Origin of the sequence: Qipengyuania aquimaris, from assembly GCF_009827445.1 — a bacterium.
GTDB classification, from domain to species: Bacteria; Pseudomonadota; Alphaproteobacteria; order Sphingomonadales; family Sphingomonadaceae; genus Qipengyuania; species Qipengyuania aquimaris.
The window spans coordinates 2,583,683-2,607,798 of the sequence record NZ_WTYI01000001.1 but is presented as its reverse complement, the minus strand read 5'-3'; the positions used below and the strand labels follow the sequence as shown (position 1 = coordinate 2,607,798).

General features: G+C 61.2%; 30 protein-coding genes. 13 read left to right on the top strand and 17 right to left on the bottom strand.

The genetic code is table 11. The features are described from left to right. Positions 1-9: 9 nt before the first annotated feature. Both GRI34_RS12840 and GRI34_RS12835 read right to left on the bottom strand, forming a co-directional pair. Entirely contained in the window at positions 10-993 is a 984-nt protein-coding gene (locus tag GRI34_RS12840; protein ID WP_160596269.1) for a hypothetical protein, read from the bottom strand. Between the two features lie 87 nt (positions 994-1,080). After that, the gene (locus tag GRI34_RS12835) at positions 1,081-2,979 is read right to left on the bottom strand and encodes a M1 family metallopeptidase (protein WP_160596268.1); all 1,899 of its coding nucleotides are present in this window, start codon (positions 2,977-2,979) and stop codon (positions 1,081-1,083) included. Between the two features lie 178 nt (positions 2,980-3,157). Here GRI34_RS12835 and GRI34_RS12830 point away from each other — a divergent pair, with 178 nt between their 5' ends. Then, a complete protein-coding gene (locus tag GRI34_RS12830; protein WP_160596267.1) occupies positions 3,158-4,057 on the top strand; it encodes a glycoside hydrolase family 16 protein in 900 nt (299 codons plus the stop codon). On the opposite strand, the gene hemF is transcribed toward GRI34_RS12830, so the two are convergent. Then, complete coding sequence (gene hemF / locus GRI34_RS12825; RefSeq protein WP_160596266.1) at positions 4,058-4,915, bottom strand: oxygen-dependent coproporphyrinogen oxidase; 858 nt, start codon at positions 4,913-4,915, stop codon at positions 4,058-4,060. Between the two features lie 45 nt (positions 4,916-4,960). Here hemF and pdeM point away from each other — a divergent pair, with 45 nt between their 5' ends. The 6 genes from pdeM (at position 4,961) to GRI34_RS12795 (ending at position 11,539) form a co-directional block, all read left to right on the top strand. Next, complete coding sequence (gene pdeM / locus GRI34_RS12820; protein ID WP_160596265.1) at positions 4,961-5,662, top strand: ligase-associated DNA damage response endonuclease PdeM; 702 nt, start codon at positions 4,961-4,963, stop codon at positions 5,660-5,662. Between the two features lie 100 nt (positions 5,663-5,762). After that, positions 5,763-6,281: a translation initiation factor IF-3 gene (infC, locus tag GRI34_RS12815; RefSeq protein WP_090477735.1), complete on the top strand. Its 519-nt coding sequence runs from the start codon at positions 5,763-5,765 to the stop codon at positions 6,279-6,281. Between the two features lie 362 nt (positions 6,282-6,643). Further along, positions 6,644-7,708: a DUF547 domain-containing protein gene (locus GRI34_RS12810; RefSeq protein WP_160596264.1), complete on the top strand. Its 1,065-nt coding sequence runs from the start codon at positions 6,644-6,646 to the stop codon at positions 7,706-7,708. Between the two features lie 115 nt (positions 7,709-7,823). Then, positions 7,824-9,188: an SLC13 family permease gene (locus tag GRI34_RS12805; RefSeq protein ID WP_160596529.1), complete on the top strand. Its 1,365-nt coding sequence runs from the start codon at positions 7,824-7,826 to the stop codon at positions 9,186-9,188. Positions 9,189-9,333: 145 nt separating this feature from the next. After that, positions 9,334-10,647: a cystathionine gamma-synthase family protein gene (locus GRI34_RS12800; RefSeq protein ID WP_160596263.1), complete on the top strand. Its 1,314-nt coding sequence runs from the start codon at positions 9,334-9,336 to the stop codon at positions 10,645-10,647. Between the two features lies 1 nt (position 10,648). Continuing rightward, positions 10,649-11,539, top strand: coding sequence for an ATP-grasp domain-containing protein (locus GRI34_RS12795; protein WP_234028223.1), 891 nt, complete (start codon positions 10,649-10,651; stop codon positions 11,537-11,539). An 8-nt stretch (positions 11,540-11,547) separates the two neighbouring features. Here the strand turns inward: GRI34_RS12795 and GRI34_RS12790 are convergent, their stop codons facing one another. The 14 genes from GRI34_RS12790 to hisB form a co-directional block, all read right to left on the bottom strand. Next, the gene (locus tag GRI34_RS12790; protein ID WP_160596262.1) at positions 11,548-11,829 is read right to left on the bottom strand and encodes a PilZ domain-containing protein; all 282 of its coding nucleotides are present in this window, start codon (positions 11,827-11,829) and stop codon (positions 11,548-11,550) included. A 95-nt stretch (positions 11,830-11,924) separates the two neighbouring features. Continuing rightward, entirely contained in the window at positions 11,925-12,458 is a 534-nt protein-coding gene (locus GRI34_RS12785; protein WP_160596261.1) for a J domain-containing protein, read from the bottom strand. A 165-nt stretch (positions 12,459-12,623) separates the two neighbouring features. Further along, positions 12,624-13,139 carry a peptidoglycan-associated lipoprotein Pal gene (pal, locus tag GRI34_RS12780; RefSeq protein ID WP_160596260.1) on the bottom strand — a complete coding sequence of 172 codons (516 nt, stop codon included), beginning with the start codon at positions 13,137-13,139 and terminating at the stop codon, positions 12,624-12,626. 81 nt (positions 13,140-13,220) lie between these two features. Beyond that, positions 13,221-14,606, bottom strand: a complete 1,386-nt coding sequence (gene tolB, locus GRI34_RS12775) for a Tol-Pal system beta propeller repeat protein TolB (RefSeq protein WP_160596259.1) — start codon at positions 14,604-14,606, stop codon at positions 13,221-13,223. After that, a complete protein-coding gene (locus tag GRI34_RS12770) occupies positions 14,603-15,415 on the bottom strand; it encodes an energy transducer TonB (protein ID WP_160596258.1) in 813 nt (270 codons plus the stop codon). The genes tolB and GRI34_RS12770 overlap by 4 nt, the downstream gene beginning before the upstream one ends. A gap of 9 nt (positions 15,416-15,424) precedes the next feature. Continuing rightward, complete coding sequence (locus tag GRI34_RS12765) at positions 15,425-15,901, bottom strand: ExbD/TolR family protein (RefSeq protein ID WP_160596257.1); 477 nt, start codon at positions 15,899-15,901, stop codon at positions 15,425-15,427. Position 15,902: 1 nt separating this feature from the next. Beyond that, a complete protein-coding gene (gene tolQ / locus GRI34_RS12760) occupies positions 15,903-16,601 on the bottom strand; it encodes a protein TolQ (RefSeq protein WP_160596256.1) in 699 nt (232 codons plus the stop codon). Continuing rightward, positions 16,598-17,053, bottom strand: a complete 456-nt coding sequence (locus GRI34_RS12755) for a YbgC/FadM family acyl-CoA thioesterase (protein WP_160596255.1) — start codon at positions 17,051-17,053, stop codon at positions 16,598-16,600. The genes tolQ and GRI34_RS12755 overlap by 4 nt, the downstream gene beginning before the upstream one ends. A 98-nt stretch (positions 17,054-17,151) precedes the next feature. After that, positions 17,152-17,529, bottom strand: coding sequence for a histidine triad nucleotide-binding protein (locus GRI34_RS12750; RefSeq protein WP_160596254.1), 378 nt, complete (start codon positions 17,527-17,529; stop codon positions 17,152-17,154). Beyond that, complete coding sequence (locus GRI34_RS12745; RefSeq protein ID WP_160596253.1) at positions 17,529-17,843, bottom strand: phosphoribosyl-ATP diphosphatase; 315 nt, start codon at positions 17,841-17,843, stop codon at positions 17,529-17,531. The genes GRI34_RS12750 and GRI34_RS12745 overlap by 1 nt, the downstream gene beginning before the upstream one ends. Positions 17,844-17,861: 18 nt before the next feature. Then, positions 17,862-18,635 carry an imidazole glycerol phosphate synthase subunit HisF gene (gene hisF, locus GRI34_RS12740; protein ID WP_160596252.1) on the bottom strand — a complete coding sequence of 258 codons (774 nt, stop codon included), beginning with the start codon at positions 18,633-18,635 and terminating at the stop codon, positions 17,862-17,864. Then, positions 18,632-19,360, bottom strand: coding sequence for a 1-(5-phosphoribosyl)-5-[(5-phosphoribosylamino)methylideneamino]imidazole-4-carboxamide isomerase (hisA, locus tag GRI34_RS12735; RefSeq protein WP_160596251.1), 729 nt, complete (start codon positions 19,358-19,360; stop codon positions 18,632-18,634). The genes hisF and hisA overlap by 4 nt, the downstream gene beginning before the upstream one ends. After that, the gene (gene hisH, locus GRI34_RS12730) at positions 19,357-19,983 is read right to left on the bottom strand and encodes an imidazole glycerol phosphate synthase subunit HisH (RefSeq protein ID WP_160596250.1); all 627 of its coding nucleotides are present in this window, start codon (positions 19,981-19,983) and stop codon (positions 19,357-19,359) included. The genes hisA and hisH overlap by 4 nt, the downstream gene beginning before the upstream one ends. After that, positions 19,976-20,569: an imidazoleglycerol-phosphate dehydratase HisB gene (gene hisB, locus GRI34_RS12725; protein ID WP_090477685.1), complete on the bottom strand. Its 594-nt coding sequence runs from the start codon at positions 20,567-20,569 to the stop codon at positions 19,976-19,978. The genes hisH and hisB overlap by 8 nt, the downstream gene beginning before the upstream one ends. A 113-nt stretch (positions 20,570-20,682) precedes the next feature. Here hisB and GRI34_RS12720 point away from each other — a divergent pair, with 113 nt between their 5' ends. From GRI34_RS12720 to GRI34_RS12695, 6 genes are all read left to right on the top strand, one after another. Next, positions 20,683-21,183: an SspB family protein gene (locus tag GRI34_RS12720; RefSeq protein ID WP_160596249.1), complete on the top strand. Its 501-nt coding sequence runs from the start codon at positions 20,683-20,685 to the stop codon at positions 21,181-21,183. A 37-nt stretch (positions 21,184-21,220) separates the two neighbouring features. After that, entirely contained in the window at positions 21,221-21,661 is a 441-nt protein-coding gene (locus tag GRI34_RS12715) for a hypothetical protein (RefSeq protein ID WP_160596248.1), read from the top strand. Positions 21,662-21,712: 51 nt separating this feature from the next. Further along, complete coding sequence (gene gmk, locus GRI34_RS12710; protein ID WP_160596247.1) at positions 21,713-22,360, top strand: guanylate kinase; 648 nt, start codon at positions 21,713-21,715, stop codon at positions 22,358-22,360. Between the two features lie 2 nt (positions 22,361-22,362). Next, positions 22,363-23,121: a helix-turn-helix domain-containing protein gene (locus tag GRI34_RS12705; RefSeq protein ID WP_160596246.1), complete on the top strand. Its 759-nt coding sequence runs from the start codon at positions 22,363-22,365 to the stop codon at positions 23,119-23,121. A gap of 111 nt (positions 23,122-23,232) precedes the next feature. Further along, the gene (locus tag GRI34_RS12700; protein ID WP_160596245.1) at positions 23,233-23,739 is read left to right on the top strand and encodes a response regulator transcription factor; all 507 of its coding nucleotides are present in this window, start codon (positions 23,233-23,235) and stop codon (positions 23,737-23,739) included. 44 nt (positions 23,740-23,783) lie between these two features. Next, on the top strand, positions 23,784-24,110 hold the full coding sequence (locus tag GRI34_RS12695) for a hypothetical protein (protein ID WP_160596244.1): 327 nt from the start codon (positions 23,784-23,786) through the stop codon (positions 24,108-24,110). The last annotated feature ends 6 nt before the right edge of the window (positions 24,111-24,116 follow it).

Here is a 24,116-nt window from a genome sequence, read left to right as displayed (position 1 = left end):
GCAAAAATCCTACAAACGGGCTTCGAGTGCCTCGATGAACGGTGCAGGCTGGTCCAGCCGGAAGGCTACTCGTCGCAGCATGCGGGTCTTCCCGAACAGGTTTGCATGCAGAATGGGCGAGCGCAGACGCAGGATTACATTGGGATGAGATAAGAGCGCGGCGTTCAGGACGTCAGCCCGATCGGCTTCTGCCTTGGTGATAGAAGGGTCCAGCGCTTCGATTGCATCGATCGGGACACGTAGGTCGATCAGCAGCCCTGCGCGAACATGTAGGAATTGCCGGTCCAGGAGGATCGGATAGAGCCGGAAGCCTTTCATCAGCGCGATAAGGAACAGCGCGCCCCATATGCCAAGCACCAGCAGTGCAAGCGCCGCAAGGCGGCTCCAGTGGCTGACAAGAAGATCGACGACGACGATCTCGATCAGTTGCAGGACGAGAAAAGCCGCGATCATCGGGTTAATCACGCGATGATAGGCGAAGCCTTGCGCGCCTTCGGGCACATGCGGCCGCGCGCCCCACTTGAAGAGTGCCAGGCGCATCATGCTGCTTTCGAACATTGCGAAGCGGACGAGATTGGCTGGCAATACCTCGCACGCCGCCATTTCGGCTGATCCGGTTCTACGATAAGAGCGCATCGCAACGGCAGCGCTCCAGCCTAGATAAGCGATCACCGTCAGCGTCATCGCGACCACCACCGCCCGCATGTCGAGCAAAGCCTCGCGCACGGGGCCTGCAGCAGCCACCGTCGCGACGATGCAGCCTGCTGCGACCGTACCCAAGAGGACCCTCAGCCCGGGACGGTTCTTGGAGGCCTTGGCAATCGCGGCAAGGGTCAGCGCATCGGCAGCGATCCAGAGAAACAACAGCGCTGCGGTGCGCGGATGTCGCGCGGCAAGATCGCTATGGGTAGCTAGGCGAGCAGCGAGAATGGCCACCAGCGGAGCGAGTAATATCGCGATCGGGGCAAGGCGGGCGGAAAGGCTTGAGGGCATTGCGCTTCTCCCTGTTACCTGCTGCCTAATCGTTCCTGATGGTCCGCTCAATGGCGTTGGCTGCACCGCCGCGTGCAGCGGATGCAATCAGTCCGCTGCCATTACCCGGTCCACTCCCGCACGTGTCACCGCGTGATAGCTGTCGCGGGTCTTTGCATAGATGCGCTGCGCGATAGGCCGCCCCCAATCGCCCTGGTCCCAGAGAACACCGAACAGCGGGCGAACGAACTTGGCGCGTCCGACCCGGGCAAGGAACTCTTCGGCCAGGGGCACGGCAGGCGCATAACGATTTTCGAGCGCCATCTCGAGCCAGAGGAACAGGATCTCGTTGTTGCCCGTGCCGGAGAGACCGAGGCTGGCATCCAGTTGCGCCAGCTCCTCTGCCGAGAGAGTAGCAGGCAAATTGTCGAGAAAGCGCATTTGCTCGGCAGCCGTCCAGCCGGAGTACGCAGCAGGGATAACCCGGCTCGCGGCATAGGCCTCTACCGCCGCATCGACCGCGGCGAAGGCTGCGGGTTCGGGCTTGGCCACGTTGGACGGCAAGCCCGGCGCGAAAATCCAGTCGCGCAGCATCATGGCCTTCGCCTCCTGTTCGGAAGCGACGAGGTTCTGCATCATGTCGTCATAGAACATCTCGCTGGTGGCGGGTTGGAAGGCGTGGTTGTCGAACCATTGCTGCAGCCACGCATCGAAGCGTTCGCGCCCGACGATGCGTTCGACCGTCCGCAGGAAGAAAGCGCCCTTGTCATAGGCGATTGCACTACCAAGCTCGTATCCGCCATCGGTGCTGAGAGCCGTGCCAGGAGCGTCATTGCCGACCTCGGACAACACTTCCTGGATATTTGCGTACATCAGCGCGGCCTCCTGCTCGGCCCGCTTTTTTCCATAAACCGCCTCGACGATGCGGTTCTCGAAATAGGTGGTGACACCTTCGTTGAGCCAGCTGTCGCCCCAGACCGCATTGGTCACGAGATTGCCCGACCAGCTATGCGCCAGTTCATGTGCGACGAGGCCGTTGTTCGAGCGGTCACCGGCTATGAAGGTAGGGGTGAGGAAGGTCATGACCGGGTTTTCCATACCCCCGTAAGGGAATGCAGGCGGTAGGACGATCATGTCATAGCGTCCCCAGCGATACTCTCCGTAAAGCTCTTCCGCAGCGACCACCATTTCCTCGGTATCGCCGACTTCTGCATAAGCGCGCGGGAGGACCGAGGGCTCTGCCCACACGCCTGTGCGCGGACCGATCGCCCGAAAATCGATGTCGCCTGCTGCAATCGCGATCAGGTAGGGCGGCACCGGCTTGTCCATCACGAAGCGGAATGCTCGGCGGCCATCACCGAGGTCTTCCGGTTCGCCCTGCGCTACCCCGCTCATCACCACGTCGAGCGGCTTGGGCGCGGTGATCCGGGCCTCCCAGGTCTGGCGGATGCCGGGGCTGTCCTGCGTCGGGATCCAGGTGCGATTGAGGATCGCCTGCCCTTGGCTGAAGAGGAAAAAATATTCACCGCCGGCGGTTTGTTCGGGCGAAAGCCATTGCAGCGCCTCGGCATCCGCAGGCGCCATGTAGTGGATGCGAACGTTCCGTACGCCATTGAGCATCACGGTCAGCGGAGCGCCCTTGCCTCCCTCTTCGACCTGCTCACCGATTTCGAATGTCAGATCGCGGCCAACGTGATCCGTAACGCGCGAGATTTCGAGGCCGTTGGTGTCGAGCACCAGCCTTTCATCACCGGGATCGGCAAGCACGCGAAGGTCCGCAGTCCCACCGACGCGCTTCGCCGCGAAATCGAGCGCGAGGTCGAGCGCGACATGCGTGACGCGAGCCTTTTCGGGCTCGGCATAGGTGAGATTGTCCTGCGCCTCCGGCGTGGTGAGGATGGGTGCCACCATCGGTTCTGTCACGATAGGCATGCCGTCACGATCTTCCATCGTGGTGCAGGCCGCAGTTGCGAGGAGGATGGCGATGCCGGATGCGAGGCGGTACATAGAACTCTCCGAAAAGGATGCGCCCTTTCGGTTTGGACGCGTATTTCAAATCCTTGCGCCCTATCCACGATCGCGGCACAGCTTTCCACCCCGCGCGTTGAATTCGTAAGCACGGGGCTCGCAAAAGAAGCTGGTTCGCGTATTGTGAACGTTATCAGACGACTTCGGAGAGGCAACTATGACCCGCCATTTGACCTTAGCACTTGCAGGCGCCCTCACGCTCGGCACTGCGCCGGCGGCACACGCGCATAATCATGACGCGGGCGAGGCACTGGCCCAGGCATTTGCGCCGGAGCGCGAGCTGATCTTCGCGGACGAATTCAACGACGGCGCGCTCGACCGAGACAAGTGGATCGTCATCGGCCCCGATTTCTGGGTGAACAACGAGCAGCAGGCCTACATCGACGATCCTTCGGTCATCGCCTTCACGGGTGATGCAGCAGGTGCCGAAGGCGGCGCGCTGGTCCTGCGCCCGGTATTCAAGCCCGGCGCCGACACGAAGGCGGATCGCAATGCGCCGTTCGTTTCGGGCCGGATCGAGAGCCAGGGCAAGTTCGACTTCATGCATGGCCGGGCAGAAGCCCGCATCAAGCTGCCCGACAACGTCGGCGTTTGGCCAGCATTCTGGCTGCTGGGCAACGACAAGTGGCCTGGCACCGGCGAGATCGACATTATGGAGTACGTCGGAGAAAAGGACTGGATCGGCGTTGCCCTCCACGGCCCCGGCTACTCGGGCGAAACGCCCATCGTGAACAAGTTCTTCTTTCCCGATGGCGTCGATGTCACCCAGTGGCATACCTACGCCGTAGAGTGGACCGACACGCAGATCGACTTCCTGATCGACGATCACGTCCTCTACCGCGTCACCAAGCCGATGGTCGAGAACTATGGCGACTGGCGCTTCGATAACGAGAAGTACCTGATCCTGAACTTCGCCATGGGCGGCGCCTATCCGTTCAAGACGAACCGTATCGAGAAACCTTATCCGGGCATTCCCGCCGAAACGGTAGAAGCCGTGAAGCGCGGCGAAGTTGAAATGCTCGTCGACTGGGTGCGCGTTTACTCACCGGCCGAGTAGTCAGCTCCACGTCGCCTCGGGCGGCAGGCTCATCAGGATGGCATCGATATTGCCGCCCGTCTTGAGGCCGAAGAGTGTGCCCCTGTCATAGACGAGATTGAATTCAGCATAGCGGCCGCGCCATTCGAGCTGTTGGCGCTTGTCCGCATCATCGAATTCGCTGCCCATGCGCCGGCGCACCAGCTGCGGGAAAATGTCGAGGAAGGCTTCACCGACATCCTTGGTGAAAGCCAGATTGCGCTCGAAAGCGGCGTCGTCTTCGCATTCCAGGTGATCGTAGAAGATGCCCCCTACCCCGCGATGCACACCGCGGTGGGGAATGTAGAAATAGTCGTCCGCCCATTTCTTGAACCGGTCGTAATAGGTCGGGTTATGGGCCGCACATGCAGCGCGGAAGCGGGCGTGAAAGTCCTCGGTGTCCTCTTCATACGGCAACGGAGGATTGAGGTCCGCACCGCCGCCGAACCAGGCCTTGCTGGTCGTCAGGAAGCGGGTGTTCATGTGGACCGCCGGCACATGGGGATTGGCCATATGTGCGACGAGGCTGATGCCGGTCGCGGAGAAGCCGGGATTTTCGGCCGTCGCGCCGTTGATCGAACCGGCGAACTCGGGCGCGAAATTGCCCCGGACGGTGGAGACGTTCACGCCGACTTTCTCGAAGACCTTGCCTTTCATCAACCCGCGCGTGCCGCCACCGGGATCGGCATTGCCCTCCTCTTCACGCTGCCAGCTATCGTACTGGAACTGCGCATCCGATCCGGCTTCTCGTTCGATCGCTTCGAACTCGGCGCAGATGCGGTCGCGCAGGGTCTCGAACCAGCTGCGTGCTGCTTGGGTATTCTCGGTCCAGTCGGTCATGCGAGAGGCCTTGCCATTCGCAGGCAGCTACGGCAATAGCGAGCCATGGTTCCCCTTTCGTTCGCTGGCGAGGAATGGCTCCTCACGGAGGGCCGTGCGCTCTATTGGCCGCGCGAACGTGCGCTGCTGGTCGCCGACCTTCACCTCGAAAAGGGCAGCTTTTTCGCTGGGCACGGCCAGATGATACCGCCCTATGATAGCCGCGAGACGCTCGAGCGGGTGGCGCTCGCCATTCGCGAGACCGGCGCGCGGCGGGTCATCACGCTGGGCGACAACTTTCACGATTCGCAAGGCTCCGCCCGGCTCGAACCGCACGCCTGCGGCATGCTGGAAGCTCTTACCAAGGCCGTCGACTGGGTCTGGATCACGGGAAACCACGATCCCGACATGGAGGCGCGTTGCGGCGGCACGCTAGTCGAAGAGATCGAGATCAACGGCACAATCCTGCGCCACCGCGCCAAGAAGGGCGAGAACCGTCCGGAGCTGTCGGGTCACTACCACCCTCGCCTCCAACTCAAGATCCGCCAGCGGATGATCCGCCGGCCGTGCGCCGTTGTCAGCGCCAATGAAGGCGCCGACGGAAAACCCAGCGGGCGAATGATACTCCCGGCATTCGGAGCTTACACCGGCGGCATGAACGCGGCAGACCCGGCAATCCTGAAGGCGCTGCAACCTGCCGAACGCATCGACGCCGTGGTTCCGGCGAAGGGCAAACTGGCCCGTTTCCCGCTATGGAAAGCCGCATAGCTATCACCACTAGCGGTTTGCGGTGTTTCTCCCTACATAGCCACCACACAAAACGGCAGAATCAGGAGAATGCCCCATAGCCCGTCCACCCCGGCGCAGCATGCAAATGCCCGTGAAAAGCGGCCCGCGTTACGATAACATGATCAATGTCCCCAAGGTCCGCGTGATCGATCACGAAGGTGAAAACCTGGGGGTGATGTACACCCGCGAAGCGACCGAGCAGGCCAACGAACTGGGCCTCAACCTCGTCGAAGTGAGCCCCAATGCGGACCCGCCGGTGTGCAAGTTCCTCGATGTCGGCAAATATCGCTACGAGGCGCAGAAGAAGGCGAACCTCGCACGCAAGACGCAGAAGACCCAGGATATCAAAGAGGTCAAGATGCGTCCGAACATCGATACGCACGACTATGACGTGAAGATGCGCAACGTCGTGAAGTTCATCGAAAACGGAGACAAGGTGAAGTGCACTCTGCGCTTCCGTGGCCGTGAAATGGCGCACCAGCAGCTGGGTATGGACCTGCTCAACCGCGTGCGCGACGATGTGGAAGAGATCGCCAAGGTGGAAAGCTTCCCGCGCCTCGAAGGACGCCAGATGCTGATGGTGCTTGCTCCGAAGTAAGCCAGCCCGATTACCGGTTTAAAGAGGCGGAGCGTCACTCGATGACTACTCCGCCTTTTTTGCTCAGGCCGATGCAACGACTTCGAATACCGACAATGCATCGACGAATGGCATCGGTTCATCGGCAGGCCACATGGCCTTGTTATTGCAGAGTCTTGTATTGTCGCAGGCACCTTCGACGCATTTTTACGTATAAAATGCAGTCATCGCTACTTTGACAGGGATTGATCGTGAAAGACCGTCTTTTTGCTTCCGTTGCCCTGTTAGCGGCGTGCGCAATATCCACTTCTGCTTCAGCGCAACAACGGCCCGTTGGTACCGCCGCCTCGTCAGAGGTAGCGGTTGCCGGCTTCGAAAGATTCGTGCCCCGGCCCGAAAAGCAGACATCCCTGGATTATTCGATCTGGCAGGACGCCTTGCAATACATGGTCCTGCGCATGGGTCTTTCCACGCGCGACGGGGCAGGTAGGCCTGACCCCTCGCTGGGAACGCGTTTTGTCTGGGGCCATAAATCCCGTGTCAGGATGGAAGGCAACCGCATCCCGTTTTCACTCATGGATGAAGCAGCGATTGCGACATTCACCGAGTACCGACAGGATCTCGAACAGATTGGCACGCAGATCGATATCGCGACCCTGCCCCGGGCCGAGCAGCTGGCTTTCTGGATCAACCTGCATAACGTCGCCATAATCGAGCAGATCGCGCTGAATTACCCGCTCAAGGCACCGTCCCGCCTCCTGCTTGGCGCAAACCAAACCCCTCTTGATGAAACAGCTTTCATCACGGTTGGTGGCGTAGCGATGAGCCCCAAGGACATTCGCACGCGCATTGTTTACCCGAACTGGAAAGACGCCAAGGTAATCTACGGCTTTTTCCGTGGCGACGTGGGCAGCCCTTCCATCCAGCGGGAAGCCCATACCGCCGAGAACACCGAGCGCCTTCTTCGTGAAGGGGCGACCGAATTCGTGAACTCGCTGCGCGGAGTGGAGGGTTTCGGCAAGAACCTGCTGGTTTCTGCGATCTATGAGGAAGCGGCACCTTTCTATTTTCCGCAAATGGGCGATGATCTGAAAGCGCATCTCGCCAAATTTGCAGAAGACGAGGTCGCGGAGCTGCTCGCTTCGAAATCCGGCGTGAAGGTCAATCAGTACGAAGAAACCATTGCCGACCTCGCTGGTGGTCAGCGTGAGCCGGGCTACAACGCCACGTATAGCGACGGTCGCCTCAACGGGACGCGCATTCCACCCTCGGTCGCTCGATATCTCGGCGAACGCGCAAAGAAATACGAGAAGCTGCGCAAGGAAGGCCGCACCGGACGCGTCTTCATCATGCCGGGCGACGGCAGCGACCTGATCGGTGCAGAGGATGAGGAAGCGCCGGAACAGGAACCTGTTGCCGATCCTGCAGAGACCCCGTCCGCCGGCTAACGCAAGCGCGCGCATCAAATCCCTTGGCCCGCTGCCCCGCCCCCGTTAGCACGGAGAGCGGAGGGATGATTTGAACGCAAAACAGATAGGGCTGACCGTCGGGGCATTGAGCCTGATGGCGGGTATCTTCGCGCCGCTACCTACCGGCATGTCCCGCGAGGCCGGCGTCGTCGCGGGCCTTGTCGTGCTCATGGCCGCATGGTGGATGACCGAGGCGATGCCCCTCACCGCCACCGCTTTGATGCCCTTCCTTGTCCTCCCTTTCGCCGGCGTGATGGACGCGAAGGCGACCGCCGGTTCTTACTATTCGCCCATCCTGTTCCTGATCTTGGGCGGTGCGTTCATCGCCCTTGCGATCGAACGGACCGGTCTCCATCGCCGCCTCGCGCTTGCTCTGCTGAGAGCGGTCGGGACTGGCAGCCAGACAGGCGTCTTGCTGGCTTTCATGATTACGGCAGCGATTCTTTCAATGCTCATCTCCAACACGTCGACTGCCCTGATCATGATGCCGATGGCAGTCGCAGTGCTGGCCGGCGGAGGTCTTGCCGATAGCGAACAGGAAGGGCTGGCCGGTGCCCTGCCCATGGGCATCGCATTCGCGGCCAGCATCGGCGGGCTGGGAACGCTGGTTGGATCCCCCACGAACGCCATTGCGGTCGGGCTGCTCGACACGCTTACCGGGACACGGATCACCTTTGCAGACTGGGCATTCTACGGCCTGCCCGTGGTAGTCGTCGGCATCCCGATTGCCGCTTGGTTGATTGCCCGGGTCCAGCGGGTCGCCGAACACCCCTTCGATACGCAGGCCGCACGAGCATCGATCGACACACACAGCGCGTGGTCCAGCGCGGAGCGGCGGCTTGTCCCCCTGATCATCCTGACATTCCTGCTCTGGATGGGACAGCGCTGGATTGCGCCGTTCCTGCCGGCAGGATCGTTGACCGATGGCACGATCGCCATCGGCATGAGCCTGCTCCTGTTCCTGCTTCCCGACGGAACGGGCCGACCGATGCTGAAATGGGACGAAGCCGACAGGGCTCCATGGGGTGTCATCATGATGTTCGGAGGTGGTCTCGCCCTCGCTGCGGGAATGTCGGCCAGCGGACTTGCCGACTGGCTCGGCAATGCACTGCTACCGCTGGAAAACTGGCCTCTTGTTCTGGTGGCGCTGGCGATAGTTGGGATGGTTGTCCTCATCACCGAGTTTGCAAGCAACGTGGCGACGGCCAGCGGGATCATTCCTGTCGTGGCGAGCCTGGTGGTGGCCCTTGGCGCCGACCCGGTATTGCTCGCAATGCCCGCAGCGCTCGCCGCCAGCTGGGGCTTCATGCTGCCTGCCGGGACTGGGCCCAATGCGATCGCTTGGGCCACTGGGCGGATAAAGATCGAGCGCATGGTAAAGGCCGGGATCCTGCTCGATCTTGTGGGCATTTTCCTGATCGTATTCGTGGTTTGGGGAATGGCCTCGCTTGCCGCTTGAAAAGGGGCCTGACGCTCCGTAATCCACGCCCCATTGCCACGGCATGCGGAGAAGCGTTCCTGCGGAGGTTAGGAACGGGTGCCGCTTGACCCCAAATTTAGCTCCCGCCTTCCTGGGAGCGACGTTGCAGGAAGGATGCTCCCCTATGAGCGACAACGATATCGATCCCGTCAGCCCCCGCATGGCTCCAAAGCGCAAGATCCCCGAGGTCGGCGGACGCCCGCTCAAGCCCAGCACGCTGATGATGGGTCACGGGTTCGACCCGACCCTATCGGAAGGCAGCCTCAAGGCTCCGATTTTCCTTACCTCGACCTTTGCGTTCCCGAGCGCGGCCGACGGCAAGCGCCATTTCGAAGGCATCACCGGCAAGCGTCCGGGCGGTGCGGATGGACTGGTCTATTCCCGCTTCAACGCGCCCAATCAGGAAATCCTCGAAGATCGCCTCGCCGTGTGGGACGGCGCCGAAGAAGCCCTCAGCTTCTCCAGCGGGATGACCGCGATCGCCGTGCTGCTGCTGGCAGCATGCAAGGCCGGTGACGTAATTGTCCACTCGGGTCCCCTTTATGCCGCTTCTGAGGGCTTCATTGCCAAGACGATGGCAAAGTATGGGGTTACGTTCATCGATTTCCCGGCTGGTGCCGACCGTGCGCAAATTGACGAGGTAATGACTAAAGCCAAGGCCATGGCCGAGGAACAGGGCGGCGAAGTGCCTATGATTTACCTCGAAAGCCCGGGCAACCCGACGAATGCACTGGTCGACATCGAAGCGGTTAGGGAAGCGCGCGATGCGCATTTCGATCCGGACAAGTGCTCGATCGCAATCGACAATACATTCCTCGGTCCGCTGTGGCAGCGTCCGCTGGATCACGGTGCTGACCTCGTGGTCTACTCGTTGACGAAATATGTCGGCGGCCACTCCGATCTGGTCGCCGGCAGCGTCTCAGGCAAGAAGCGTTTTATCGATGCCATCCGCATGCTGCGCAACACGATGGGCGGCATCTGCGATCCGAACACGGCGTGGATGCTCTGCCGCAGCCTCGAAACCGTCGAACTGCGGATGCAGCGGGCGGGCGAGAATGCCGAGAAGGTGTGCGATTTCCTTGCCAAGCACCCGAAGGTAGAAGGCCTCGGCTATCTCGGGATGATCAAGGATGCTCGCCAGCAGGACATTTACGACCGGCACTGCCTCGGCGCGGGTTCCACCTTCTCGCTGCTGCTGAAAGGTGGCGAGGCGGAATGTTTCCGTTTCCTCGACGCGCTGAAGATTGCCAAGCTCGCCGTTAGTCTTGGCGGGACCGAGACTCTGGCGAGTCACCCGGCCTCGATGACGCATCTTTCGGTTGCTGAGGGCCGCCGTGCCGAACTAGGCATTTCGGACAATCTCGTACGCATTTCCATCGGTATCGAGGATGCGGACGACCTGATTGCCGACTTCGAACAGGCACTGGAAGCGGTCTAGAATGCCGACACGCATCGGCTTCCTTGCCTGTGCGGACACGATGCCGGGCGCGGGCGAACGACGAGGCGATGCTTTCGAGCACGATCTCGTGACGGCTGCACTGCGCCCGGCCTTCGAGAAGGCTGGTCTGGAACTGGTTGAGATCGACTGGCGGGCACCGCTTGAAGATTTTGCCGACATCCCACTCGTCCTTCTTGGGACGGCGTGGGATTATCAGGACTATCCGGAGGACTTTCTTGCCAAGCTCGACCAACTGGATGCAGCCGGCATTGCTGTCCACAATCCTCCTGCGATCGTGCATTGGAATGCCGACAAAGGGTATCTGAGGGAGCTCGCCGCCAAGGGAGCGACCACCGTTCCGACGCTTTGGCAAGAATCGATCGATGCGAATGGTGTGAGGGACGCGATGGATCATTTCGACGTCGACCGTGTCGTGGTGAAGCGGCAGGTCGGCGCAGGAGGACTGGGCCAGTTCAGCTTTTCACGCAGCAATCCTCCCGACGCGGATTGGGCGATGCGACGGCCATGCATGGTGCAACCGTTCCTTCCTAGTGTCGTCGAAGAGGGAGAATACACCTTCTTTTTCATCGACGGGGAGTTCTCGCACGGCGTGCTCAAGCGCGCGGCGGAGGGAGAATACCGCATCCAGTCGCTCTATGGGGGGTATGAGTCCGACTACTCACCCACTCGTGCAGACTTGGCGACTGCAAGCACTGTTGTCGATAACCTGCCCTTTGATCGCCCGCTCTATTGCAGGATCGACATGGCACGCCTTCCTGACGGGAAACTCGCGGTAATGGAGGCGGAAATGATCGAGCCGTACTACTATCCCGAACAGGGACCCGAACTCGGATCGCGCATGGCAAAAGCTATCCTGGCCCGCCTATCCTGAGAGCACAGTTACATTTCGAGAGCTGTCATGATGCTGGCCGGAAGAGGCTTAGTGAACTGCACGCCCGCTTCTCCGCCACGCGTCCAGACAACCTCCCCGGCAAATGCCAGGCGTTCGTCCAATTCGAAGATGATTGTAGAACCTAGCTGAACGAAACCATCGAACAGTTCCATCCGGCATCCGCTGGCTGAAATATCGCACAGGATCGCACGCTCGCGCCGGCGAAGCACGATACAGTCGATGACGAGGTTGCTCGCCGCACGGTCAAAGGTACGCTGTTGCAAGGTCATGGTCGTTCCAAGGACCTTGTAATTAACAAAGAGCAATAAAAGGTAAACGCGCGGTTCACTATCGAAAGCCGCAAATACAAAGGTTTACCCGACAATCACCCCTTCCACTCGCGCCTATCTTCAGCGGATTTGAGAATCTCATAGGCCAAGGAGTATTTCTGGAACTCCGCCGCGGCCTCCTCATCGCCTGGCTTCACGTCAGGATGAACTTCCTTGGCCTTCGCCCTGAAAGCTTTTTTGACAGCCGCAAAGTCTGCATCGGCCTCGAGCTCAAGTACGTCGAGCGCGCGCATTTCATCGGCCGATCTTGATCCGTCGCCGCTGCCGCTCCAGCCATAATGCTGGGCCTCCGCATAGCCCGCATTTTCGGATTTTTCCGCCTTGGCCCGCGCCTCTTTTTCCTCTTTGTCGAGACCTTCGAAATAGTCCCACTTGCGATTGTATTCGGCAGCATGGGCTTGGCAGAACATCCAGCGTTCCGGACTGTTCGGTGCCTTGGGCGCGGGGCAATCGCCCACCTCCTCGCAACCATGGCGATCGCACAGGCGTACCGTGGCGGCTTCGCGGCTCGCTTCGTACCCGCGCCACCTGGGAAATCCCCAGTCGTTGGATCGCCGCGCCTTAGGCATAGACGACGGGCACAGGTGAAGTGGAGCGGGCAAACATGCGGGTCAATCTAGGTGAGATGGCCGGTTTCGCAACGGCTCGCAGCAATACCATTTCGCAAAGGGTTCTCCCGGCGATGCGCCGGCGGGCTCGCAAAAGTGTTCTCCCAGCCCGCCGCCACACATGTATCAGTTGATCGTCACAGTGGCGGCACGACGGTTCTGAGCCCATGCAGACTCATTTGAACCGAGGGCGACCGGGCGCTCCTTGCCGTAGCTTACCGTCCGGATGCGACTAGCAGGAATGCCAACGCTAACCAGATAGTTCTTCGCCGCGTTTGCGCGACGTTCGCCCAAAGCGAGGTTGTATTCACGCGTACCGCGTTCGTCGGTGTGCCCCTCGATCGTGAAGGTGACGCTCGGATACTGGCTGAAATACTGCGCCTGGCGCTGCAGCTTGGCAGAATCTTCCGCGTCGATGTTGTAGCGGTCGGTGTCGAAATAGACGACCGTATTCATCTGTCCGACCGCAGCGAGGAAATGCTCCATGCTGCCGACAGTCGGGCCGGCGGGCGTAGTGGTCGTAGGCGTGGTCGCCGTCACATCTTCCGGCGGCGGCGGCAGCTCTTCGGGTGCTTTCTTCTGGCAGGCAGCGAGGGCCAGTGCAGAACTCAACACGGCGGCAGTGGCAATACGTGTATTCATTGGCTGTCCCCTTTATAAAACAGCTTGTTGCAATCGGTTTGCCCCCGATTGAATGGCGCCCCCATGCTTACTCAAATGCACTTAAGGAAGGATCGGTCCCCAAGCCGGATCGGACGCATCCACCGGAGTCGGCAACTTGCGTTCGTTTTCTCCCGTAAGATCCACCTGCCACAGCGAGGTGCGCCCGCTGTTGCGCTCCGTCCGGAAGAACTGGATGATGCGGCCATTGGGTGCCCAGGTCGGCGCTTCGTCCTGCCAGCCGCGGGTCAGCTTGCGGAAGCCACGCCCGCTCGGATTCATGACCGCCACGTTGAAGTCACCGGCTATGTGAGTGAACGCGATCTGGTCTCCGCGCGGGCTCCATTCCGGCGTTGCCGAGCGCCCTCCGAAGAAGGACAGGCGGCGCTGGTTGGAACCGTCTGCATCCATCACGTAGATCTGCTGGCTGCCCGAACGGTCGCTCTCGAAAACGATCTTGCTGCCATCGGGCGAAAACGATCCGCCGATATCGATGCCGGGCGCATCGGTCAGCCGTTCACTGCGACCGCCATTGGCCGACACACGATAAATGTCGGTATTGCCGCCAACCGCCATGGAATAGAGGATGTAGCGTCCATCCGGGCTCCACCGCGGTGCAAAGGTCGGATTGTCGCTCTGCGTGACGAGCGTCTGCCGCCCGGTACCGATGTCATAAACGTAGATACGCGGATTGCCGTCGACATAGCTGAGATAGACCAGCTGGCGATAATCCGGCGAATAGCGCGGCGTAAGAGCGGTCGAACGGCCCGTCGTAATGAACCGGTGGTTGGCCCCGTCGCTATCCATGATGGCGAGACGCTTGGTGCGATTATCCTTGGGGCCCGTCTCAGCGATGTAGGCAATACGGCTGTCAAAGAACGGGCTTTCACCGGTCAGGCGCGCGTATACGAGGTCGGCGCATTTGTGCGCAGCGCGGCGCCAGTCTGCAGGCGCGACCACCCAGCCTTCAGCGACCAAGCGGTCCTGCAAGGCCATGTCGTAAAGATAACAACCCACCGTCAGGCGATTGTCGCTGCGCGCTCGAACATAACCGTGCACCAGCATTTCCGCGCCGCGGGTCGACCAGGTCGCCCAGTTTGGCGACGTGATGTTTGCAAATGCGGGGGTCGGAAGCGAATCCGGGCCCGTCGGTTTGAAGAGACCATTGTTGCGCAGGTTCGAGGTGATTACGCGAGCGAGCTCTACACCGAGCGCCGCCGTACCGTTGGCATTGGCTGGCGTTGCAACATCACGGTCGGTCGCGAACGCGGGAATGGCGATACCGAGGTCATCGAGATTACCTTCGAAACTTACCGATCCGGTCAGCCCGCTTTCTTCGGCGATGGTTTCGACAGCCTGGCCTTCCTGCATCGGTTCGCCGAGGTCCTGGTTTTGCGCTGCCAGGGGAGCAGCGAAGAGTGCGAGCGGGATCAGAGCTAAGCATTTCATTGGGCAAGTCTCCAGTCGAAGCCGAAGGGTCCAACCACCTTCCAGGCCTCATAGAATTCTTCTGGCAATTCGAACGGCGCCGCTAGCTGTACGGCGCGAATGGCTTGTTCGCCGTGTCGCCCGGCCTGCGCGCGATTGGTGTCGTTTACCCCGGTCTGGCGGACGACGGTCGGCCTGCCGGCAAGGCTGCCGTCAGGGTTGAGCTGGAACCTGAGGTAAGTCGTGATCTGTTCGACCTCGGGTCCGCTTGGCGGTTGCCAGTGCGGCTTGATTTCGCGCGAGATACGCTGGACCAGCGACGCCTTGGCGCTTGCGCCGATCTGCGATGCAGGAACGCGGGTTTCGTTGGTGGTCGTGCTGTCGCCCGATCCGGCGAGGAAATTGTCGCCCACGCGCGAGCCGCCAGTGCGTTCCGTCCGGCGGGGCTGGGCCTGTTCGCGCGGCTGTTCACGGGTTTGTTCGCGACGTGGCTGGGGGCGGGTATCGCGCGCCGGGGCGGGATTGGGCTGGACACGCGGGGTCGGTCGATCGACCTGCGGCGTGTCGGGCGCTTCCAGCATTTCCGAAGCAGGAGCAGGAGTATCCGAAAGCTCCGGCGCAATCGCCGCGCGGCTTTCAACAACGGGTTCGGGCGCAGTGGCTTCCAGGCCGACGTCCTCCGCCAGGCTGACCGTCATGCGTTCGGTGCGCGGAATTTCGGCTGCCGGCATCAACGCCTGGACAAGCAGCGCGGCCAGCAAGGCGAGGTGGAGCCCGACTGCAATAAGCAGTCCGGTGCGTTCCTCGGTCCTGATGCCTACTCTCTCCATAAGCGCTGGCTATTCCTCGCTGGATGAACCGGGATTGACCGGAGCACTCGCCTGGCCACCGTTTGTGACCAGCGAAATGCGGTTGAGGCCCGCACGATTCAATTCTCCCATCACGGCCATCACCCTTCCGTAATCGAGCGACCGGTCCGCACGCAGAGTGATATCGGGACCCTCTCCCTGGCGCGGGATGTTTTCGAGCGCGTTAGGCAGGCCGCCGACGGCGATCTGCGTATCGTCGATATAGACATAACCGTCGGAATCTATGCTGATCGAAACCTGCTGCGCTTCCTGTGGCAGAGCGTTCGCACGGCTGTCGGGCAGCTCGATCGGGACTCCTGCCGTAAGCAGCGGGGCAGTGACCATGAAGATGATGAGCAGCACCAGCATGACGTCGACGAACGGCGTCACGTTGATTTCAGACATCGGTCGCCGCGAACGCCCTCTCCCGCGCCGCGTTCCCTTGGAGGAGGCGAGGCTCATCGCCATGTCAGCGCTGCTCCAGCTGGCGGCTGAAAGTGGCGTAGAGGCGGTCGGAGAAGCGATGCAGGCCAGCCTCGAAACGCTCGACCGAATGGCTGAACCGGTTGTACGCGATGACGGCCGGAATGGCCGCGAACAGGCCGATAGCCGTAGCAAAGAGCGCTTCGGAGATACCCGGAGCGACCACCGCGAGCGAGGAGCTTTCCTGCGCACCGATCTGGAAGAAGCTGTTCATGATGCCCCACACCGTGCCGAACAGTCCGACGAAAGGTGCGACGGCCCCGACCGTGGCAAGGAAGTTCAGCCGTTCGGCAATATCGTCTGCTTCCAGCGCTATCTGGCTTTCCATCGCTGTGGCGATGCGACCGCGCAGGCCTTCCCGGTCGCGGATTTCGCCTTTGGTGGACTTGCGCCATTCACCGACCGCCGCCTGGGCGACGCGCGCGGACGGGACATCCTTGTTGCCGCGGTCCGACATGAACCGGTCGAAATTCTCTGCCTGCCAGAACTCTTCCTCGTACTTGCGGGTACGGCGGCGCAGCTTCTTCATTCGCAGCGAAAACGAAACGATAATCGTCCACACCCAGATGCTGGCCAGGATCAAGCCCAGCATGACAAGCTGCACCACGATGTCGGCATCGAGGAAAAGCTGGATGGGGTCGAGCCGTGTAGGGGCAGCCGCAGCAAGCGTATCGAGTGTGGTCATCGGTCCTCTGGTGATTCTGTAAAACGCGCGAAAGCCGCGCGCCATTCTTCGGGCTGGCGTTTCGGCCGCCCTTCCAATGAAATGAAGCCGACGCGCAAATGTGCCTCGGCAAGAAGTTCATCGCCCCTGAATGCCTTCTGGTGCATCCGGCACGAGGCGGCTTTGAGCTCGGTGCAGCGCGTCTCTATCAGGACGTCGTCATCGAGCTTGGCCGGGCGGAGATATTTGAGATTTACCTCAGAAAGGGCATAGGCGCCCTCGCCGCTCTCGATAGCGGCACGCTGGTCGATATCGAGGCGGCGCAGCAAATCGGAGCGCGCGCGCTCGAACCAGCGCAGGTAATTCGCGTGATATACGATGCCCGAGAGGTCCGTGTCCTCGTAATAGGCGCGCACGGCATAAAGATGCCGGTCGCCTTGAATTACACCGTCGGGGAAATTGGGCAGTGACATTTATGACGGCGCTCTAGCGCAGCGAGGATTCGCGGCAAAGCGGCAATTCGTCTGTTTTACATGAACGGGGGTGAAACGAGATTCCCGCGCGACGAAATCTATCGCGCGATCATCGGCCCCAGCGGCTGCCCGCCGAAAATATGCACGTGGAGATGGGGCACTTCCTGCCCGCCATGCGCGCCGATATTGGCCATCATCCGGTAGCCCGGCTCCACCAATCCCTTATCGCGGGCGACCTTGCCGACGGCGCGGACGAAGCCGCCGATTTCTTCGTCGCTCGCCCGCTCGCTGAAATCGTCCCAGCTGACATAACGCCCCTTGGGGATGACGAGCGTGTGCACTTCGGCCTGGGGGTTGATGTCCTCGAAAGCGAAAGCCCACTCGTCTTCATAGACCTTGGTTGACGGAATTTCGCCGCGCAGGATTTTCGCGAAGATATTGTCGTCGTCATAGGGCAAGGTCGGGTCGATCGGCATCACGTACTCCTGCTGGCTTTCTCGTCGAGCCCGGACACGCCTTCGCGGCGGTCGAGCTCGGCCATGACCTCTTCGAGCGAGACGCCCTTGTCGGCGAGCAGCACCATGAGGTGAAAGATCACGTCGGCAGCTTCGCCGACCAGCTCCTCGCGGCTGCCGGAGAGGGCTGCCACGCAGGCTTCCACTGCTTCTTCGCCAAGCTTGCGCGCCATGACGGGCGTTCCGCGGTGCGAAAGTTGCGCAACATAGCTCGACTTGGGATCGGCCTTGCGGCGTTCTGCAATTGTCGCTTCGAGACGGGTCAGGGTTTCCATGAGGCCCTCCTGCACCGATCAGCCGCGCGCAGGCAAGCCCGCAGCACGCAAGGCGCTGTGCGCTTCGGCGACGGTGTGTTGTCCGAAATGGAAGATCGACGCCGCCAGCACCGCACTTGCATGGCCTTCGGTCACCCCGTCGACCAGGTGCTGGAGCGTGCCGACCCCGCCGCTGGCGATTACCGGCACCGAGACGCTGTCCGCTATCGCGCGCGTGAGTTCGAGATCGTAGCCCTGCTTCGTTCCGTCCCCGTCCATCGAGGTCACGAGCAATTCGCCTGCACCCAGTTCCGCGAGCTTCTGCGCATGTTCCACCGCGTCGATGCCGGTCGGCTTGCGCCCGCCGTGGGTATAGATTTCCCAGCCGCGGAAGCCCTCGCCTTCGGTCTTAGCGCGCGCATCGACCGACGCGACCACGCACTGGCTCCCGAACTTTTCGGCAATCTCGCGCACGAGTTCGGGGCGAGAGACAGCCGCGGAATTGACCGCCACCTTGTCTGCGCCTGCAAGCAGGAGGGCGCGAGCGTCCTCAACGCTGCGAACGCCTCCGCCGACGGTAAGCGGCATGAAACATACCGCAGCCGTGCGCCGCACCATGTCGAGCAGCGTTCCCCGCCCTTCATGGCTTGCAGAAATGTCGAGGAAGCAAAGTTCGTCCGCGCCCGCGCGGTCATAGGCCTGCGCCTGCTCGACCGGATCGCCTGCGTCCTTCAGATCGACGAAGTTGACCCCCTTCACCACGCGCCCATCGCGCACGTCGAGGCAGGGTATGACGCGCATACGGACGGTCATTGCTGCTCCGCCACCGCCAGGGCTGCGGCCAGATCCAGCCGTCCGTCGTAAAGCGCACGGCCCGTGATGACACCCTCGATCCCCTCGTGCGCATGCAGCTTCAGGACATGGATGTCGTCGATACCTTTCACGCCGCCGCTGGCGATGACCGGAATGTCCACGCGACGCGCGAGTTCGACCGTCGCGTCGAGATTAACGCCCTTGAGCAGCCCGTCCCGGCCTATGTCGGTGAACAGCAGCGCGGCGACGCCTGCATCCTCGAACCGGCGCGCGAGGTCCACGACGGGCACATCGGACACTTCGGCCCAGCCTTCGGTCGCGACCATGCCGTCTTTCGCGTCCACAGCGACGACGATGCCGTTCTCGAACTCGCGGGCCATGTCCTTGACGAATTCCGGGTCCTTGAGCGCAGCCGAACCCATGACAATGCGTGAAACACCGGCATCGAACCAGCCTTCGACATCCTCGCGCCGCCTGATCCCGCCGCCTAGCTGGACATGGCCGGGAAAGGCTTCGACGATGCGTTCCACCGCTGCACGGTTCTGCGCCGATCCGGCGAAAGAGCCGTCGAGATCGACCACATGGAGGTGGCCCGCGCCAGCTTCGGCGAAAACCTTCGCCTGAGCAGCGGGATCGTCACCGTAAACGGTGGCGCGGTCCATGTCGCCTTCGGCTAGGCGCACGACTTGGCCGGATTTCAGGTCGATAGCGGGAAATACGATCATGGTTTCCACTCGAGAAAACGGGTGAGCAGCCCGAGCCCAAAGCCCTGGCTCTTTTCGGGATGAAATTGCACGCCAAGCAAGTTGTCCCGGCCGACTGCCGCAACGAGGCCGCCTCCGTGGTCGGTCATCGCGAGCACGTCGCGGCCCCGGTCGGCATGGAAGTGATAGGAATGGAGGAAATAGGCCTCGCCTTCCTCGACCACTGCATGATCTTCGGCGTGATGCGTAAGTGCGACGTCGTTCCAGCCCATATGCGGGACCTTCACGCTTTCATCGCGCGGCTGGATCAGGCGCACTTCGCCGCCAATCCAGTCCAGACCGGGCGTCTCGCCGTGCTCGAGACCGCGCGTCGCCAGCAATTGCATGCCGACGCAAATACCGAGAAAGGGCGCCCCGCCGACGAACACCCGTTCGTGCATCGCCTCGATCACTCCGTCTTCGGCGCGAAGACCGGCTGCACAGGCGCCAAAACTACCGACGCCCGGCAAGACGATCCGGTCGGCCGCGCGCAGCACGTCGGGATCGGCAGTTACCGTGACATGTGCCCCGACCTTGCGCAGCGCGTTCTCGACCGAATGCAAGTTACCCGCGCCGTAATCGACGAGGGCGATCACCTCAGCCACCCAACTGCCCCTTCGTGCTCGGGATTGCCCCACCCTTGCGGGGGTCGATTTCACAGGCGATCCGCATTGCGCGGGCAAAGCCCTTGTAGATGCTTTCGCAGATGTGGTGGTTGTTGGTGCCGTAGAGCAGTTCGATATGCAGCGTCAGGCCGCAGGTTTGCGCGACGGAGTGGAACCAGTGCTCGATCAGCTCGGTGTCCCATTCACCCAGCTTTTCCTGGCTGAAGCCGGCCTTCCAAACGAAGTAGGGACGCCCGGAAATGTCGAGCGCTACGCGCGCCAGCGTTTCGTCCATCGGCGAATAGGCGCTGCCGTATCGCGCGATCCCGCCCTTGTCGCCAAGTGCCTGGGCAAGCGCCTGCCCCAGCGCAAGCGCGCTGTCTTCGGTCGTGTGGTGCTGGTCGACATGCAGGTCGCCATCGACCTTCATGGTCACATCGATAAGCGAATGCTTCGAAAACTGTTCGACCATATGGTCGAGGAACCCGATCCCGGTCGAAATATCGTAGGAGCCGGTCCCGTCGAGATCGACCTCGACAAGGATTTTCGTTTCGGCGGTGTTTCGTTCGATACGGCCTGTTCGCATGGCCCGCGCTATAGGCGAGCCTACGCTATGCGCAAGAAAATGCAGCTACGCAGGCGGCAAACACAGGCTTAAACCGCTTGACCGAAAGCCTCTGGAGTATCACCTAGGGGCCCATGAGCGACGAGACGCCCGACAGCCTTATTCCCTACGACACGATCGTACAGGAAGCCCTGCGCGCCGTAGTCGGTCGTGTGCTCGGCGAAATCGAAGCGGGCGGCAGCGAATTGCCGGGCGCCCACCACTTCTACATCACCTTCAAGACCCACGCTGCGGGTGTATCGGTCCCCGACAGCCTGCGCGAACGCTTCCCCGATGAAATGACCATCGTTCTGCAGAACAAGTTCTGGGACCTGAATGTGCGCGAAGACGGCTTCAGCGTCGGCCTGTCCTTCAACCAGATCCCCGCCGCCCTCGACATTCCCTATTCCGCCATCACGCAGTTCGTTGATCCGGCAGTGGACTTCGGGCTTCAGTTCCAGGCGACCGTGGCCGATATGGCCCCTGCCCCGACCGACCCGGCCGGCAATGACGAGGAACAGGCGGACGGTGCGCCCGTTGAAGGTGCGGAAGACGGCTCGAACGTCGTCACGGTCGATTTCGGCCGCAAGAAATAGACGCGCGGCCAGTTCCCGCGCCAGCAAGGGGCAGGACATGGGCTTTTCCAGCAAGAAGAAACCGAACCACATCACCGATCGCGCGGCGGATGCGCTGGAGAAGGCGACCGATAGCAATCCTGCCAAGGATGATCCGGTTCCTGGGCCAAGCACCAATCCATCGACCAACCTTATCATCAACGATATCCTGCTGCGCAGCGTGGGCCGCCTGTCGCGACAGACAGTCGAAAAGATGGTTCTGGGCCGCCAGTACGGCAGCCAGTTCGCCAAGGATGCGGTCGAGAACCGGTCTATCGTGCACACGCTTGCAGCATATGGCGTGACCAAGGTCGCGACAAAGTCAGTTCCCGGTGCAATTGCAGTTTCCTCGGCGCTTGCGCTCAAGATCCTCTTTGACCGTAGCCAGTCGCGCCGGAAGGCGCGCAGGTCCGGGCAGAAAGTACTTCGTAACCAGGCAGACGCTGACAGCGCCGTGTGATTTCTCGCTCGCGGGCTTGATCAATACCCGTGATATGCGCCAACAGCGCGCATGGCCGATTCCACTCCTGCACAGGAAGCGCTCGCTCGACGCGGGCTGATGTTCATCCTTTCCTCCCCGAGCGGTGCGGGAAAAACGACCATTTCCCGTATGCTGCTGGAAGCCGACAACGAGATTAGATTGTCGGTGAGTGTTACCACCCGTCCGCCGCGCCCCGGCGAAAAGGACGGAGTGCACTACTACTTCGTGGATGATGCTGAGTTCGACCGCATGGTCGACGAAGACGATTTCTATGAATGGGCGACGGTATTTGGTCATCGCTATGGCACGCCGAAAGGCCGCATCCGTGCGGCGCTTAAAGACGGTCAGGACTTCCTCTTCGATATCGACTGGCAGGGGACGCAGCAATTGTACCAGAAGGACCAGCAGGACGTCGTGCGGGTCTTTATCCTGCCACCTAGCATCGATGAATTGCGCCGCCGCCTCGAAGCGCGTGGACAAGACGAGAAGCAAGTGATCGACGCTCGCATGGAGCGCGCCAGGGCAGAAATCAGCCACTGGGATGCATATGATTATGTGGTCATCAACGAGAACGTGAACGCATGTTTTGCAAAGGTTCGCGAAATCCTGGACGCCGAGCGCATGAAGCGCCAGCGCCAGACCGGCCTCATTCCCTTCGTGCGTGAACTGATGAGCTGATCATGTCTGACGGAGTGGCAAGCCTGACCGATCGCGAACGCGAAGTCCTCCGCCTCCTGCTCGCTGGCCACACGGCCAAGACCATCGCCATCGAGCTCGATCTGTCGGTGCATACCGTCAACGACTACCTGCGCGAGGCCCGCAAGAAACTGGGGGTTTCGACCAGCCGGGAGGCCGCAAGAATCTTGGGGGATACGGAGGCACAGGCCCCCTCCAGACTTGGGGCCGAACAAATAGGGATGCCACAGGGGTCTGCGAATGGGAATACTCCGACACCATCGCAACAGCCAGGCGGAAGGTCCTACCTCCCCTGGATTATCGGAGGTATTCTCATGTTCGCAGCAGCCATCGCAGCCGTACTTATCCTTTCTTCCACCGGAACGACCGAAGCCGTCCAGACCGACACCGAAACCAGCGCGCAGGACGCGGTCATCGAAACCGCAGCGCGCAATTGGGTGCGCCTGATCGACGATGGCGATTACGCAGAAAGCTGGGCGCAGGCCGGACCCACGTTCAAGTCTGCGGTGACCGCTGAGACCTGGGCAGCAAAGGCCGCACCTGTTCGTGAACCGTTAGGCGCGCTGGTCTCGCGCACGGTCGAGACTGTTTCCGCCCATTCCGCTCTCCCCGGAGCGCCCGACGGCCAACTCATGATCATCACATTCGCAACCGACTTCGCCGAAGCAAGCAGTACGACGGAGACTGTCGTGATGAGCCTGGAAGAGGGCCGCTGGGGCGTGGTCGGATATTTCATCAAGTAGCCTGGCAGGCCGTCGGCCAAGAAAACATCTCCAAGGGATGCTCCCATTTCCGACCCTTCTTCCCTCTCCGAGTATTGGCGCGGAGCAGGGAAGAAGCTAAGGTTGAGGCGAATGGATCTCCAAAGATCATATGATGTATTCGGGCGCCTGACGGACAAGCAGCGCGAGGCGCTGGATCTTGCCGCGCAAGGTTTCACATCAAAGGAAATTGCGCGACAGCTGGATATCTCTCCGCACTCGGTAGACAAGCGTATCGACGCCGTTCGTTCTCAGCTCGATGCAATGCCTCGCCAGAGGCTGGTGCGCGAGTTCCGCGAATGGGACGAAAGGTGTCATTCAATCACCGGTGAGCAGATCACCGTCGAAAAACATCCGCAAGCAGGGCCAGAAGAAAGCACGCAGTCGACAGGTGAAACGCTTGTCTTTGGCGATGCTCTGGTCCTCGGGTCGCATGAAACACAGGAGAGCCAGGCTCGCCGGCTGCGGTCGGGGATCAGACCGTCTGATCTGAGCGTGGGCTGGAGACTTCTGCTGGTCCTGATGGCCGCTTTCCTTGCCGCGGCAGCCTTTGTGCTGGTGGTGGCAGCAGGCAATGTCCTGGGGGACCTGCTCAGCTGACGGTCGTCGATCCCCGGCATTCAAATGCCAAGACGAGGATCGCAATGCTTGACCGTAACTCCGCCACCGCACGGCTCACACGCCAGATGCAATCGACAGAGAGCGCCGTTTCCGATGCTCTCATTCAGTCGCTTTACCTGATGCACACCACAGCCATGGCACAGCGCGATATCGATACAGATGCGCACGATAGCCAGGCTGCCCTCCTGCGCATGGGCAAGCTGGTCGACGGACTTCTTTCTGCTCGATCCGCCGCGCTGCGGGTTCATGGCCAGCTCGCCGACATCGCCCGCGAGGTGAACGGACCCGACGAGCCGACTTGTCCCGACCGCGAATTCTTCACAACGGGCCTGGCCGCAAATGCCGACTGATTGCTT